Origin of the sequence: Luteolibacter sp. LG18 (genome assembly GCF_036322585.1) — a bacterium.
Taxonomy (GTDB): domain Bacteria; phylum Verrucomicrobiota; class Verrucomicrobiia; order Verrucomicrobiales; family Akkermansiaceae; genus Luteolibacter.
Genome location: NZ_AP024600.1, coordinates 1,805,923 through 1,819,729 on the forward strand (window position 1 = coordinate 1,805,923; position 13,807 = coordinate 1,819,729).

The 13,807-nt window shown below is 64.4% G+C and carries 11 protein-coding genes; 6 read left to right on the forward strand and 5 right to left on the reverse strand.

Translation table 11 applies throughout. The features are described 5' to 3' along the window. Positions 1 to 83 precede the first annotated feature (83 nt). The 5 genes from llg_RS07525 to llg_RS07545 all read right to left on the reverse strand — a co-directional run bounded on the left by llg_RS07525 (position 84) and on the right by llg_RS07545 (position 8,205). A complete protein-coding gene (locus llg_RS07525) occupies positions 84 to 1,490 on the reverse strand; it encodes a M60 family metallopeptidase (protein ID WP_338289115.1) in 1,407 nt (468 codons plus the stop codon). Between the two features lie 137 nt (positions 1,491 to 1,627). After that, a complete protein-coding gene (locus llg_RS07530; RefSeq protein ID WP_338289117.1) occupies positions 1,628 to 2,350 on the reverse strand; it encodes a DUF6209 family protein in 723 nt (240 codons plus the stop codon). Between the two features lie 8 nt (positions 2,351 to 2,358). Then, a complete protein-coding gene (locus llg_RS07535) occupies positions 2,359 to 5,199 on the reverse strand; it encodes a TIM-barrel domain-containing protein (RefSeq protein WP_338289118.1) in 2,841 nt (946 codons plus the stop codon). Between the two features lie 19 nt (positions 5,200 to 5,218). Continuing rightward, on the reverse strand, positions 5,219 to 6,994 hold the full coding sequence (locus llg_RS07540; protein ID WP_338289119.1) for a hypothetical protein: 1,776 nt from the start codon (positions 6,992 to 6,994) through the stop codon (positions 5,219 to 5,221). Positions 6,995 to 7,338: 344 nt separating this feature from the next. After that, positions 7,339 to 8,205 carry a DUF6528 family protein gene (locus llg_RS07545; protein ID WP_338289120.1) on the reverse strand — a complete coding sequence of 289 codons (867 nt, stop codon included), beginning with the start codon at positions 8,203 to 8,205 and terminating at the stop codon, positions 7,339 to 7,341. Positions 8,206 to 8,381: 176 nt separating this feature from the next. On the opposite strand from llg_RS07545, the gene llg_RS07550 reads away from it, so the two are divergent. From llg_RS07550 to llg_RS07575, 6 genes are all read left to right on the forward strand, one after another. After that, complete coding sequence (locus tag llg_RS07550; RefSeq protein WP_338289121.1) at positions 8,382 to 8,873, forward strand: DNA starvation/stationary phase protection protein; 492 nt, start codon at positions 8,382 to 8,384, stop codon at positions 8,871 to 8,873. Between the two features lie 190 nt (positions 8,874 to 9,063). Continuing rightward, complete coding sequence (locus llg_RS07555) at positions 9,064 to 10,443, forward strand: sigma-54 dependent transcriptional regulator (RefSeq protein WP_338289122.1); 1,380 nt, start codon at positions 9,064 to 9,066, stop codon at positions 10,441 to 10,443. A 12-nt stretch (positions 10,444 to 10,455) separates the two neighbouring features. Next, positions 10,456 to 12,297: an ATP-binding protein gene (locus llg_RS07560; protein ID WP_338289123.1), complete on the forward strand. Its 1,842-nt coding sequence runs from the start codon at positions 10,456 to 10,458 to the stop codon at positions 12,295 to 12,297. Then, a complete protein-coding gene (locus tag llg_RS07565) occupies positions 12,290 to 12,889 on the forward strand; it encodes a response regulator (RefSeq protein ID WP_338289124.1) in 600 nt (199 codons plus the stop codon). Before llg_RS07560 ends, llg_RS07565 begins: the two co-directional genes overlap by 8 nt. 383 nt (positions 12,890 to 13,272) lie before the next feature. After that, on the forward strand, positions 13,273 to 13,467 hold the full coding sequence (locus llg_RS07570) for a hypothetical protein (protein ID WP_338289125.1): 195 nt from the start codon (positions 13,273 to 13,275) through the stop codon (positions 13,465 to 13,467). Between the two features lie 38 nt (positions 13,468 to 13,505). Next, positions 13,506 to 13,700 carry a CsbD family protein gene (locus llg_RS07575; protein ID WP_338289126.1) on the forward strand — a complete coding sequence of 65 codons (195 nt, stop codon included), beginning with the start codon at positions 13,506 to 13,508 and terminating at the stop codon, positions 13,698 to 13,700. Positions 13,701 to 13,807: the final 107 nt, after the last annotated feature.

A 13,807-nucleotide genomic window follows, 5' to 3' on the forward strand; every position in this document is an offset into this window, starting at 1 on the left:
TCTGGCGGCTGTTTTCCCAATCGGGGTGGCTGCATCTCAAACGCTGCCTTCCTCCACACGCGAAGCTCAGCTTCGCGCTACCTTCAAATCGACCCCGTGTCCTCCGTCGCTTTCGGCTGTCCCGGCGCGTCATCCGGCAGCCACACGGGCAGGTGCAGCTTCTTCACCGCCTCTTCCCCCGCGGGTGAAAACTCCGCGCCCCAGGCCTTGAAGAACTGCGTGAGATCCTTCCGGCTGTGCTTCGAAAGCGTCAACATCAGGCGGTCCCAGATCGGCTCGGCTCCCTTCGGGGCTTCCGGCGCGTCCTTCGCGTGATACTCGTGGATCGTCTTCTTCACCGGCTCCCAGCCGATGCCGTTGATGAGCTGGATCCAGAACGCGATCGAGATCGCGTGGTTGCCATTGAGGTTGCTCCCGATCGCGCCGCGCTCCAGCGGCTTCGCCAGCACGGTGCGGTCGAACTTCCACGGATGCTTCGGCTTCTTGCCCTGCACCTGGCTCATCACGTAGAGCGGGAAGAGATTGCAGGTGGTCTCGCCCTGGCCTGGAGGGCTCCAGCCACCCCATTGCTGGTTGTGGCCGATCTCGTGGAAAAATCCCCACAGACCGTTCTCCAGCGCGGTTAGGTCGCTTGCCTCCTTCCGCTTCGAGCCCGCCATCACCGGATAGCCGGAGTGCATGGAGCCAGCGGAAATGCTCACGTCATACACGATCCGCTCCACCACTGGCACCGGTGGCCCGGACAGGTCCTGCACGCAGGCCATGCCCTTCTTGTAGAAAGTCATCAGCGCGGTCGGGTCGTCCAGCTTGCGCACGTCCGCGGACGGCACGGAAAGGGTGAGAGGGCCACAGCTCATCTCGGCAAAGGGTCCCGGGTAGTTCCGGACTTTCTCCCGCCACTCGGTCGGGCTGGTCTTTCCGAGCACGAACCACGGCTGCTGCACCACCCCGCTGAACCGCACCGGAATGGTCTTGCCGGTGACCTCCTTCGGCACTTCCAGATACACCGTGCCGCCGAACGGCGAGGCCACCTTCGTCACCGCGGCATTGAGCGGCCACGCCTTCGAAATCGAATAGGGAAACCGCTTTGCCACCGACTTCTTGTTCGCGTTGTCGCTGTGGCAGCCGATGCGCACCTGCACGCCCAGCTTCGCGAAACTCTCGGGAACCTCCACCGTCACCACCTCACCCGCTGGAGCGTAATAACCGGTGGTCACGCGGTCGGTCTTGCCACGCCAGCGCGGGAAATCGGTGTTGAGGTCGAAGCGCTGGTCCTTCAGCCGCGCTGCCTCCGCGGGCACGGCTCCCGGCCAATCGACGGCGCTGGAGTCGGCGTGGATCTGGTCCGGCGGCAGGGCATTCCAATCCGCCACCACCTTCTTCGCGGCCTCCAGCTTCTGCTGGTATTCGGGCGAATCCACTCCGGCGCCGGAAAGAAGGCCGGGAGTGGCGAGCAGCAGCGCGACGAGGGAAAGACGGAGGCGGTTCATGGGAGCCACCTTTCGTAGCTTCCCGCAGGCAAGCTGCCAAAACTCCGGCCACCTCCAAAACTGACGAAACCCGTTCGGCAGGTACAAAAAAAACGCCGGTCACCCCACCACGGGCGACCGGCGTTTCGGTTCAATTCTCAGTCCGCCAGATACCAGCGGCCCTGGTTGTCATCCGTGAACTTGCGGTCTCCGATGGTGTAGACGAGGTCGAAGGCCACCGCCGCGCCCACCGGCACCGGAATGCCTTCCGGCGGTGCCACCCAGCGCTTGCCGTCCGGGCCATCGGCGGAGACGAGAGGCGTTTCCACCCGCGGCCGTTCCTGGAAGGCCGGCAGCCGGTGTCGCGCCGTCACCGAGGTGACCTGGGGAATGGTGGTCACGTCGAAGTCCACCTTCGACTGCGCCGGGTTCTGCTGGTCTGGAGCCTTCACCACGGCTTTCACCTCGGTCACGTCGTGCAGCGAGAACCGCAGCCAGTGGTTCTGGTTGTTCTCGCTGTCCCAGTGGGTGTAGCCGTCGTCGTGGGTGCAGGAGAACCAGGCTTCGAGCTCGTCGGTGCCGGCGGGCAGCTCGAATTTGGTCTCCAGCATGTAGCCCTGGCCGGCGGGATCCGCCAGCTCGGCGAGCGGCGCATCCTCGGGAACGGTCAGCGTGCCCTCCCAGGTCTGGCCGGAAGGATGGAAGCGGATGTGGGCGTGGATCTCGTGGGCACCGTGCTCCGTGTCCTCGTCGGTGAGGAGGCGCAGCGGATCGTAGCGCAGCACGCAGGGTCCGGGGATGAGGTCGCCCTGAACCAACTCGTGTTCATCCTGGGTGAACGTGATCTGGGGCCGGCGGCCCTTGCTTTGGCGTGGTTTCATGGCGGGATTCAGTAAGAGGCGACGACGGTGGTGTCGGACTTGTTGTCGAAGATCTTCACGAAGACGATGTCGATGGATTCATTCCAATACCATGCATCGGCGGCGGCGTTTTCCAGCGATTGCGCGTCGCCCACGTTGGTGAGCACGGTGCCGTCGCGGGTGACTTGGCTGGCGCTGGTGATGCTGCCGAGGATGGCCAGATAGATGAACTTCGCGCCCGGCGTGTAGGGGCCCTCGACCCGGGCGACGCGCACCTGGCGCTGCACCGAGCCGTTCACGTTCACCGTCTGCTGGTAGACGCGGGACAGGCGGTAGTCGCCGGCCTGGGCCTGCGTCGTGATGCCATCGTCCTGGTAGAGTTCGTACGCCGCCTCGTCCGTCCAGCGGTCCGGGCCGGGGTAGAAGTTGATCGTCAGCGGGTTCTCCGGGAGCTGGCCGACCCACTGCTCCAGGTTGGAGAAGGGGAGGATCGCACCGGCGCGGATGTAGATCGGCACCAGGGTCAGGTCCGCGTAGTAGTTGCTGATGTAAGTGCCGCCCGGCACCGCCGCCACGAGCGGGGCGGTGTTGTCCATGAAGGCATACCAGTCGCTGCCCGCGGGTAGGTAGACGCCGCGCACCGGCGAGGTCGGCGGGTTCGCCGTCTCGTGCTGGGTGAGGATCGGAGCCACGAGGAAGTCGCCGCCCACGAAGAACTGGTCGTTCAGGTGGCCGTAGACCCCGGCGTCCTGCGGGTCGTTCAGGAACAGCGGGCGCGCCACCGGCAGGCCGGACTTCGTCCACTGGTACATCGCGTCATACTGCACCTGCATCATGCGGTAGCGCAGCTCCACGTACTTGCGGCAATTCGTCGGTACAGGCTCGCCGTAGGCGAAGGGCTCCTGGAACTGCTTGTTGTAGCCGTCGTAGTGGTTGCGGTACCACGGCAGGAACGCGCCGAGCTGCATCCAGCGGGTGAGCAGCTCGTAGTTCGTGATGCCGCCGACGATCGAGCCGCCGACCACGCTCGACTGCGTGGTGGTGCCCGCCCCGGTGGCGAAACCGCCGATGTCGCAGCCGCTGATCGGCACACCGGACATGCCCAGGTTCAGCACCTCCGGCAGGTTGATGCTGAGGAAATCCCAGCTCGAGGCCGAGTCACCCGTCCACAGGCCGGCGTAGCGCTGCATGCCGGCGTAGCCGCCGCGGGCGATGATGAAGTTGCGGGTGTCCGGGCGCAGCGTGTTGATGCCGTTCCAGGTGCCGTTGAGCAGGTTGTTGACGTAGGAGTTGTGGAGCTGCGCGTTCGGCAGGTAGTTCACCGTCACCGTGCCGTCCGCGGCCGTCGCTTCCTGCGCCATCATCAGGTTCTGCGGAAACGTCTTGTAGTACTGGTTCTCCGGCGGAAGGTTCGGGTCGATCGCCGGGCAGGTCATGTCCTGCCAGATCATGTCGAGCCCGAGGTCGTCGATCAGGTGGCTGTACTGCTCGCCCCACGATTTCCGCACGGAAGCGAGGCCGAAGTCCGGGTAGTTTCCCGGCGCGGCCAGCGGCATCAGGCCGTTGCGGTTGAACTGGAGCGGCGGCGAGGGATACGGGTTGTTGCCACGGTTGTTGCCGTAGTTCACGCCACCGTCGTAGTAGTCCTGGGACTCGCCGTCCTGGTAGCGGGTGTCGTAGATGAGCGCGTTCGCGGCGATCAGGTTGTCGCGCTGGTCGTAGGGGGCTTTCACACCCTCCTGGTTCAGCGGGTTGTCCGTGATGATCGGCGTGATGTTCGTGCTCATCTTGAAGCCGATCCCGTGCAGGTCGCTGAACAGCTCCTGCGCGTTCGGGAACTTCATCTCGCTGTGGGTGAACGTCCGGTAGTTGTCCTGGAAGTCCACGTCGATGTGCAGGCCGTCGCAGGGAATGCGCGCTGCGCGGTACGAGTTCGCCGCGGCCGAGAGCTTGTAGCGGTCATAGTAACCGTACGCGCCCTGGTGCAGGCCGAAGACATAGCGCGGCGGCATCGGGCTGCGGCCGGTGAGCGTGGTGTACTGCTGGAGGATGTCCGGCACCGCGGCACCCGCGAAGAAGTAGTAGTCGAGCTCGTTGTAGAGCGCGCCCATGTAATACTTCCCGGTCATGTCCGAGTAGTCGTTCGAGGCGATGTTCGCGTAGGTCTGCGCCGGGTTGTCCAGGAACACGCCGGTGGCGAAGCCCGCGCCGCTGAAGGCACCGGACGGGAACGGGTTGAACTCCACCAGTACCGGGATCGAGCAATACAGCGGCTCGGTCGGGTTCAGCGGGCCCGGATCGCCGAGCGAGGGGCCGTTGTAGGTGAAGTTGTCGAAGTTGAAGAACGTGTAGGTGAAGTTGTTCTTCGTGATCTGGCTGCCCGCCTTCTCACCGAGGCCGTAGTAGCCCGCGCCCGGAGGCGTGGTCTTCATCACGGCGATCACCTGCTGGTTCGGAATGTAGAGCACGCCCTGGCCGGGCGCGTCCTGGTGGATCAACTGGCCGTTGCGGAACACCTGCACCGCGAACGGCGCGAGGGCGATCTGGATGCTCAGCGAGCCGGTCTCGATCACCAGCAGCCCGGGGTTCGCCAGGCTGTGGGTGACGTTGAGGCCGGTCAGGCCGAGATCGCGGCTGACCACCGCGGTCGAGGTCTCGGTGGCGTAGGTCGCGCCGGTGGCCGGGTTGAACCGGAGCCGGTAGGCCGTGGGCCCGAGGATCTGGATCACCAGCGAGCGCGAGCCGAAGACGAACGTGAAGTTCTGTCCGCTCGCGTCTGCGGACCAGCTGTCGATGTTGCCGACGCTGCTCCAGCCGGAGTTGTTCGGCGTGAACCCGTTGACGGGGACGAATGGAAAACTACTGCTCATGGATAAGGGGGATTCGGGATCAGTTGGCGGGGCACACCTTCTGGGAATTGGGAATGATGTAGTCGCTGAGCTGGGTCACATCCGTGCCCTCGTAGGGAGCGGACTGGGCGCGCAGCTGCAGCAGCCAGCTGTAGTCGGCGTTGCCGGTCACACCGCGGCTCGCGTTCTTGCCGAACATCGGCACGCGGTAGTTCTTCCCGTCGATGGTCTGGACGAGGTACTTGCCATTGTTGTCCTTCTTGAAGCCGATGCAGGCACCAGCGGAGAAGTGGCAGCCTGCGCAGCTCTCGGTGGCGAACACGGTGGCCGGGTCGGCCAGCAGGCCCGGGGGCAGGCGGTCATCCTCGGCCAGCGGTCCAGCCGGCTGGTTCCCGTTCTGGAAGAAGGTCTCCATCGTGGTGTTCACCAGATGGACCGGCGTCACCTTGCCCGGGATCTTGAAGAGGATGGACTCCGGCGAGGACGGCAGCAGGCGGCCGTCCGGCTGGGCGGCCACGCCGTTCGGGAAGGCCGGGAACGGCGGATCCACCGGCCACTGGGTGCCGATGAGCTCATAGTACTGGAACACCGAGCCCATGCTCTTCAGCAGGCCGCGCACCTGGTCGTTCAGGTTGTTGGTGGCCTTCGGGATCTGGAGCACCATCAGCGTCTGGGTCGGATCGGTGGTCTTCGATTCATCCCAGGTGGTGTAGAGCGTCTTGCCATCGTCCTGGCCGGTGGCCGGATTATACTGCTTCACCGGGCCGGCGTTCTTCGGCGCGAGGACGTTCACCGGTTTGACGAAGTTCTCGACGTTGAAGAAGTTCGGGCGCAGCGGCTTGCCTCTGCTGTTCCGCTCCAGGTCGTTGACGGTGGTGTTGTCCACCTGCTCGAAGGTCGCCCACGTCCACGTCGGCGAGGATTCGGTGCGCACCGAGATGTGCATGCCCACCAGGCCGAAGTCGGCCTCGAACGGCTTGCCGCTGAGCGGAATCACCCGCGCGTGGCGGATGAAGAAGCGCGAGCGGTCGTCCTTGTCGCTCATCTGCTTCCACGCCATCTTGATCTCCGTCGCGCCGCGCTTGGTCGTGCCCTGGTTGGACGGGAACTCGATCTTGTTCTTGGCGGTGAAGGCCGCCTGGCCCTCGAGGTTGTAGAGCTTGTTCTGGACGAGGTAGTCGAACTCGACCTGGTTCAGCGCCACCTGGTAGCGCACCCACTTGCCTTCCTGGTCGATCATCGGGCCGGTGAAGGCCTGGAGGCTCTCATCGAGCAGCGGCTGGTGGAGGCCGCCGGGCTTGTTCGGCTCGTCCGGGGGCATGCCCACTCCCATGCCGCTCATCCAGAAGGCACGGTTCTTCCAGCTCGCCTCCACGGCGTCCTTCCAGGTTTTCGGCGCGGCGCCGTCCTCGCGGAAAACCTCGCTGATTTCCACGAAGCGCTCCCACACGCGGGGCGCGGCGTTGTCGGCGGGGGTCTTCGCCTTGTCCGGAGCACCGTCCGGCAGCGCCGGCCAGTTCAGGGCGATGAAGGACTGCCAGGCGAAGATGTCGAACAGGCGCTGCGCCGTCGGCACGTTGTCGTCCGGGATCGTGAACGGCGGGTTCGGCTTGGCCGGGGTGTCGGAAAGCGCGCGCAGCTTCGGAATGTCCACGTCGTACGGCAGCTCCGGGCTCAGCGGCGTCGGATAGGCGGCCACCGCCGGGGTGTTTCCGGCGGCCGGGGCGTGGTATTCTTCCGGAGACGCCGCGTGAACGGCGGACAGCAACGGAGCCAGCGCGAGCAACCACGCGCGGCGTGGAATCTGGAATGTCATGATAAGGGGTAGGGTGTGTTTTCCTAGGGAGGTCGTTGGATAAAGCGGGCGGCATGCCACGGCGAGAAAATCGGCATATCTTTTGCTTATGTTGGATGGCCGATTTTGAGGCTTTGTGATGTCCCCACGCGTTTATCCATTGAGCCGCATCCTGTTGGAAAATCGTGGCTCCGCGAGGGCGGACGTGAAACACTAACGACACATGAGCGGCATTGTTAGATAAGTCGTTTTATCCGCCGGAGGTTTCATGCTCCTCTTCACCACGATGGCGCATTGCATGTCATTTCCGCCACGCGGGCAGGAACCCCCGTTCCTCCCCGATCACACCCGCGCGCGCCGCCGTCTCACGGCTCCACCAGCCAGCGGCCCTTGTAGAGCTTCTCGCTCTCCATCCGGATCTTCCGGTCGGGACGCAGCAGCTCGAAGGAGTCGTTCCACCAGTTGCCTCCGGCGGCCTGGTTCAGGAAAACCCGACCGCTCTTCGGATGCACGTCGATGCATTTCACCTGCGCCCGGTCCTTCCACTCGGGATGCGGGCGGATTGCGCCTTGGTCCCGGTCGAAGAGCCAGACATGGCCGTGAGTGGTCACCACCAGATCCGCGCTCCCCGGCACCGGCCGCAGGTCGTGCCCGTCCTCGTCCGGCAGGGGAGTGCTCTTCTCCTGCACCAGCGACGGGGTCTCCGTCTCCCAGTCCTTCAGTGAGTAGGTCCGCAGCTCGGTGAACCCGAGCGCATACAGCTTCTTCCGACCCTCGTCCCACGCCAAGCCGTGGGCGGAAGGCAGCGACGTTTCCCACAGCACCTTGTCACCGCGCTTCAGGTCGAACAGCACCAGCCTGTCGCCGCCCACCGACGACGCCACCACGATGCGTCCACCCGGCAGCCCCTCGATCGAATGGGCGTTCTTGACCCGGGCCGACCACAGCGGCTTCCCGGACGGCAGCTCCAGCAGCGCGCAACCGCCCGCCGAGGACGAAACGAGCAGCCGCCTGCCGCCGTCCTGCGGCTTGCAGTCGTCGGTCGACCCGAAGGCCTTCACCAGCTCCGCCGGGATCTCCGGGTGATCCTTTGCTTTCCACGACCACGTCTTGGCGGGCTTCTCCGCCGCAGGATCAATCATGAACACCTCGTCCCACCCGCAGAGCACGAGCTTGTCCGCGGCGAGCGCGGTCCACGGCAGGGTCAGCAGGGTGAGAAGCAGGCGTTTCATCAGGAACCGCACGGATACGCACCGGTCTTCGCCATTCGTGCAGAACGAAACGACGGCGTGCAGCCTGCACGGATGTCGGCTTTTGCCTTCGGGGCATTCCCTTGGAATCAAAGGCTTTTGGGCCTTCTTGCCGTTGGAATGTCCGGTGCTGGGGAATCCCCCAACCGTCCAGCACCATGAGTACCATCCTGAAGGAAACCGTGAAGATCGGCCTCTCCAAGGACGCCCGCCAGAAGGCCGCCGACGTCCTCGCCGCGATCCTCGCCAACCAGCACGTGCTCTATCTCAAGACGCGCAATTTCCACTGGAACCTCACCGGCTTCCGCTTCCGCACCCTTCACGCCTTCTTCGAGGAGCAATACGAAGCCCTCGCCAAGGCCATCGACGAAACCGCCGAGCGCCTCCGCAGCCTGGGTGCCGTGTCGCCTGGCTCGATGGCCGAGATGCTCAAGGCCGCCACCCTCACCGAGCGCCCGGGAGCCTTGGTCGATGGCGAGGAGGCCCTCAAGGCCCTCCACACCGACCACGAAACCGTGATCCGCGACCTCCGGGAGGCCATCGATGTCCTTCAGGACCAGTGCAACGACGTGGGCACCGCCGATTTCGTCACCGACCTCCTCCGCGCCCACGAGAAACTGGCGTGGATGCTACGAAGTTTCATGGAGTGAATTCTTGGGGGAATGAACTCCGCGCCGCCGGCTTCAATATGGGTGCAAATTGCATCAATATTGAAGCCGGTTTGCATTTTGCACTAGATGAATGGCCGTTTATGTTCTCCCGTCTTGAATCAACCCGTTGATTCCTAAGCACTCCTTAGGAAAAGGGGGCGCTGGCATGGAGGCTGATAAAGCAACAGCAATGGACATTCTTATCGTAGATGACGAACGCTCCGTGCGCCAGGCGATCACCTTCGCCTTGGAGGCCGACGATCACTACGTCGAAACGGCGGAGGATGGAGCCGCGGCGTTGAAGCGGGTGAAGGAGGCTTCCTTCCACCTGGTGTTCCTCGATCTCCGGCTCGGAGCCGAGGACGGCATGGACGTCCTGAAGAAGATCCTGGAGATCAAGCCGGACCAGTTGGTCGTGATGTTCACCGCCCACGCCTCCATCCAGACCGCGGTGAAGGCCACCCAGCTCGGGGCTTTCGACTTCCTCGAGAAGCCCTTCCTGCCCGAGCAGGTTCGCGCCATCCTCGTGAAGGCGGACAAGGCCCTCCGCACCCAGGGCGAGGTCCGGGAGCTGAAGCAGACCGTCGTCGCCCTGAAGAGCGAGGTGAAATCCGACCGCGTGCCGCTCACCTTCGATTCCGAGGACGAGGTCACCCGTGATGCCATCGACATCCTGTTCCGCGCCGCCGGCACGCCCGCCTCGGTGTTGATCCTCGGAGAAAGCGGCACTGGCAAGAGCGTGATCGCCCGCGAGGTCCACGAGCGCAGCCTGCTGCGTGACAAGCCGCTGGTCACGATCAGTTGCCCCAGCCTTTCGAAGGAGCTGCTGGAAAGCGAGCTCTTCGGCCACGTTCGCGGCGCCTTCACCGGCGCGGTGAAGGACAAGACCGGCAAGGTCGCCACCGCTGATGGCGGCACCCTCTTCCTCGATGAGATCGGCGAGCTACCGATGGAGATCCAGTCGAAGCTGCTGCGCCTCCTCCAGGAGCGCGAGTACGAGCGGGTGGGGGACAACAAGACCTACAAGGCCAACGTCCGCGTCATCGCCGCCACCAACCGCGACCTCAAGCAGTGCGTCGCCGACGGCACCTTCCGCGAGGATCTCTACTACCGCCTCAACGTCATCGCGGTGACCATCCCGCCGCTGCGCGAGCGCAAGCGCGACCTCAAGCAGTTCACGAAACGCTACCTCGATCACTTCGCCAGCCAGATCGGCCGCGCCTTCGATGGCATCGATGGCTCCGGCTGGGACGCGATCCTGCGCCACGGTTGGCCGGGCAACCTCCGCGAACTCCGCAATGCCATCGAGCGCGCCGTCATCCTGGCGCGCGGCAAGACCATCACCGCCGCCGACCTGCCGGCTCCGACCCTCGTCACCGGGGCCAACGGCTCCGCCAATGGGGCGGGCGAGGGCGTGAAGGTCGGCGACCAGGTGAAGCTCGACGAGCTCGAGGCCGCCCACATCCGCAGCGTGCTGACTTGGGCCCCCAGCCTCCAGGAAGCGGCCGAGATCCTCGGCATTGACAAGGCCACCCTCTACCGCAAACGCAAGCGGCTGGATCTCGATTGATTTCCGCTCCTGATGTTACGCAAACGTCTGCTCCTCGCTCTCAGTGCCCTGGTCATCCTGCTCCTCGGAGTGGGAACGGCCGGGCTGCTGTTGTTGCGGTCGGCCTCCACCGAGTTCGACTCGAAGCTCAAGCAGTCCACCATGCTGCTCAATGCCGAGAAGCGCCTGCGCGTGGTCACGTCCAACGTCAACACCCGCTACGTCGCCCCGCTCGGTTTTCCGTTTCCGGAGGGCGGCCGTGTGCCGGACCGCAGGCCCTTTGACGACCAGGCGAAGGACATGCGCGAGGCCGTCCAGATGCTGAGCCGGTCGAGCTCCGGGCCGCGCGCGGAGGAGACGGTCGAACACCTGTCCGCCGCCTGCGAGGACTACATCTCGCTCTACGACGACTTCTTCTCCCACTACCCGAAGGAGCAGCCCGAGCGCGCGGCGATGATCCAGAACGTCTCCCGCCTCACCGGCAAGATCACCGATTACTCGGAAACCGCCGGCTTGTTGTATGAGGAACAGCTCGCCGGAACCACCAGCAACCTGAAGGCCCGCTCGCTGGACAGCACCCTGTTCGTGTTCTCGCTGATGGTGCTCGGGGTGGTCATCGCGGTGCTGATCTACTTCCACCTTGCCCGCGCCATCGTCGATCCGGTCGTCAGCCTCGCCCACTCCATCCAGGAGGTGAAACGCGGGAACTTCGAGCTCAGTCTGCCCGAGCCGGTGGTGCACAACGAGCTCTCCTCCCTCATCCCCGCGTTCAATGAAATGGCGCTCGAGCTGCGCCAGCGCCGCCGCGAGATGGACGAGCGGCTGATGCACACCAATCTCCAGAACCGGGCCGTGCTCACCGCCATCCCCGCGCCCGTGTTCGTGTTGAACGAGGATGCCTCCATCGACCAACTCAACCCCGCGGCCGAGGTCTTCCAGGCCCGCCTCGGTGTGTCCGGCCGCCTGCCGGCCACCCTCATGCCCGTCCTGGAGGACTGCATCCGCCACAAGCGGAACTTCCTGCCCGATGACATCCGGGAGGCCGCCCTGTTCCGCATCGATGAGGAGGAGCACTACTACCTGCCCCGCATCTTCCGCTTCTCCGCCGAAAAGGGCGAGGGGGTGTGGTGGGCCGTCCTCCTCATGGACGTCACCCGCTTCCGCTGGCTGGACGAGATGAAGACCAATCTCCTCGCCACCGTCAGCCACGAGATCAAGACCCCGCTCACCGGCATCCGCATGGTACTGCACCTCCTGTTGGAGGGGCGCACCGGCGGTCTCACGCCGATCCAGCAGAACATGGTCGGCTCCGCCCGCGACGATTGCGAACGGCTGCTCGTCACCTTGAAGCGCCTGCTCGACCTCGTCCGCGTGGAGAGCGGTGCCAGCCAGCTCCAGCTCCGCCCGGTCGATCTCACGGAATCCGCCGAGCGCGCCCGCCAACTCTTCGCCACCGTCGCGGAACAACGCGGTTGCGAGATCAAAATCGAGTCCGAGGAACGCCTGCCCCCTGTGAGCGGAGACTCCGTCCGCCTCGATGAAGTGATCCAGAACCTGCTTTCGAACGCGCTCAAGCACGGCCCCGCCGACCAGCCCGTGGTCATCCGCCTCGTCGCCCGTCCGGACGGCCGCTTCGTGCGCCTGTCCGTCATCGATCGCGGATCCGGTGTGCCAGAGGAACTGCGCGGCCGCATTTTCGACAAGTTCTTCCGCGGTCCCGATCCCAAGACGGATGGCGTCGGGCTCGGGCTCTCGATTTCACGTGAAATCGTGCTCGCGCATGAAGGCCGCATTGGGTTGCTGGACAACCAGGACGGCCTGACCGAATTTCACGTCGATCTCCCGATCGCACGAAATCTCGAAACGTATGAGTGAACCGGGTCAGCGCGTTTCCATCCTGGTCGTCGATGATGAGCCGACCTTGCGCATGGCATTCGCGTTTGCCTTGAAGGAAGAGGGGGTTGAGGTCGAGGAAGCTCCCAATGGAGCGGAAGCCTTGGCGAAACACGCCGAGCGCCCCTTCGATCTCATCCTGATGGACCTGCGCATGCCCGCGCTCAATGGCTTGGAAACCCTCGCCCGCCTCCGCGAGCAGGGCGATCGATGTCCGGTCGTGCTCTGCAGCGCCCATCTCACGGCGGAGGACGTGCTGCTGGCCCTCCGCCACGGCGTCGTCGATTTCCTCTCGAAGCCCGTCGATCTCGAACGCCTGCGCCAAGCCAAGGCAGACGTGCTGGAGCAGCCCGCCACCCCGTGGGCCAGCGCCCTTTCCCACGCCCGCCGGATGGAGTTCCAGCAGGCGGTGGAGGACCTTCCGGAGGAAACGGAGGAGGGAGAGGACCGCCAGATCTGGAAGGACACCTTCCGCACGCTGGCTTCTCCAGACCTCCAGCCCGCCGGCTTCTTCGACCCCGAGTCCGGTCGCCTCCACCTTGAGCGGCTGGTGCTGGAAAGCGACGTGATGTGAGCGGATACGCTCTTCTGGTCGTTTGGAGGATTATCGAAACCTTATGGAAGGGCTCCTTCATCCCAACGGGATGACCCATACCAGCCCGGGGTCCACGACCCCGGGTAAGTGCCAGTAACGGGATGCACCCTGAATGGGTGCCCCATGTGGAGCACGGCCTCGCAATCGGGGGCCTGCTTTTCCTTCGCCATGCAGCGTGCAACCGGTGGTGGACAGGCGTTGCAGCCTGCTTGGCCATGATCGCCGACGGAGCGTGCGGATTTTTTCGCAACTATCTCACCATTAGTGGAATGAGGTGCTGTTCGCCCGCTGGCATCCCCCCTGCGATAGGGAATCATGACGGGTCCACCGCTTCCGGCACCCGCGCACCCAACCGACTACCCATGAGAATCAAACTCCTGCTGGCCTTCTGTATCTTCCCTTTTTTCGTGCCCCTCGTCTCCTGTGAGAAAAAAGGCCCCGCCGAGAGAAGCGGCGAGCAAATCGACAAGGCCGTCGAGAGCGTCAAGGACGCCGTCGATCCGAAGGGCCCCGCCGAAAAGACCGGCGAGAAGATCGACAAGGCCCTCGGCAAGTAACCCTCTCCCTCCTCTTCAAACACCAACCCTGAAACGCCATGAACAAGCAGCAGCTCAAAGGAAACTGGAACGTGATCAAGGGCCGCCTGAAAAAGGCCTACGCCGATCTCACCGATGACGATCTCAAGCACGCCGAGGGCAACCTCGATGAACTCGTCGGCATCATCCAGAAGCGCGTCGGCCGCCAGCAGGACGAGATCCGGCGCGAGGTGGAGGACATGCTTCGCCACTAACCGCTAACCATTCCGCGGAATGGAATCACGGCACGGGCCCCGCGCCCGCGCCGTTTTTTTGCGGGATTCCCGCCGTTTCCGGAAAACTGGGGACTTGTGAATGCCGC

Excerpts from the sequence above, each read along its gene's own strand:
- llg_RS07535 (WP_338289118.1), bottom strand. The coding sequence starts at position 5,199 with ATGAGCAGTAGTTTTCCATTCGTCCCCGTCAACGGGTTCACGCCGAAC.
- llg_RS07525 (WP_338289115.1), bottom strand. The coding sequence starts at position 1,490 with ATGAACCGCCTCCGTCTTTCCCTCGTCGCGCTGCTGCTCGCCACTCCC.
- llg_RS07575 (WP_338289126.1), top strand. The coding sequence starts at position 13,506 with ATGAACAAGCAGCAGCTCAAAGGAAACTGGAACGTGATCAAGGGCCGC.
- llg_RS07555 (WP_338289122.1), top strand. The coding sequence starts at position 9,064 with ATGGACATTCTTATCGTAGATGACGAACGCTCCGTGCGCCAGGCGATC.
- llg_RS07560 (WP_338289123.1), top strand. The coding sequence starts at position 10,456 with ATGTTACGCAAACGTCTGCTCCTCGCTCTCAGTGCCCTGGTCATCCTG.
- llg_RS07540 (WP_338289119.1), bottom strand. The coding sequence starts at position 6,994 with ATGACATTCCAGATTCCACGCCGCGCGTGGTTGCTCGCGCTGGCTCCG.
- llg_RS07570 (WP_338289125.1), top strand. The coding sequence starts at position 13,273 with ATGAGAATCAAACTCCTGCTGGCCTTCTGTATCTTCCCTTTTTTCGTG.
- llg_RS07565 (WP_338289124.1), top strand. The coding sequence starts at position 12,290 with ATGAGTGAACCGGGTCAGCGCGTTTCCATCCTGGTCGTCGATGATGAG.
- llg_RS07530 (WP_338289117.1), bottom strand. The coding sequence starts at position 2,350 with ATGAAACCACGCCAAAGCAAGGGCCGCCGGCCCCAGATCACGTTCACC.
- llg_RS07545 (WP_338289120.1), bottom strand. The coding sequence starts at position 8,205 with ATGAAACGCCTGCTTCTCACCCTGCTGACCCTGCCGTGGACCGCGCTC.
- llg_RS07550 (WP_338289121.1), top strand. The coding sequence starts at position 8,382 with ATGAGTACCATCCTGAAGGAAACCGTGAAGATCGGCCTCTCCAAGGAC.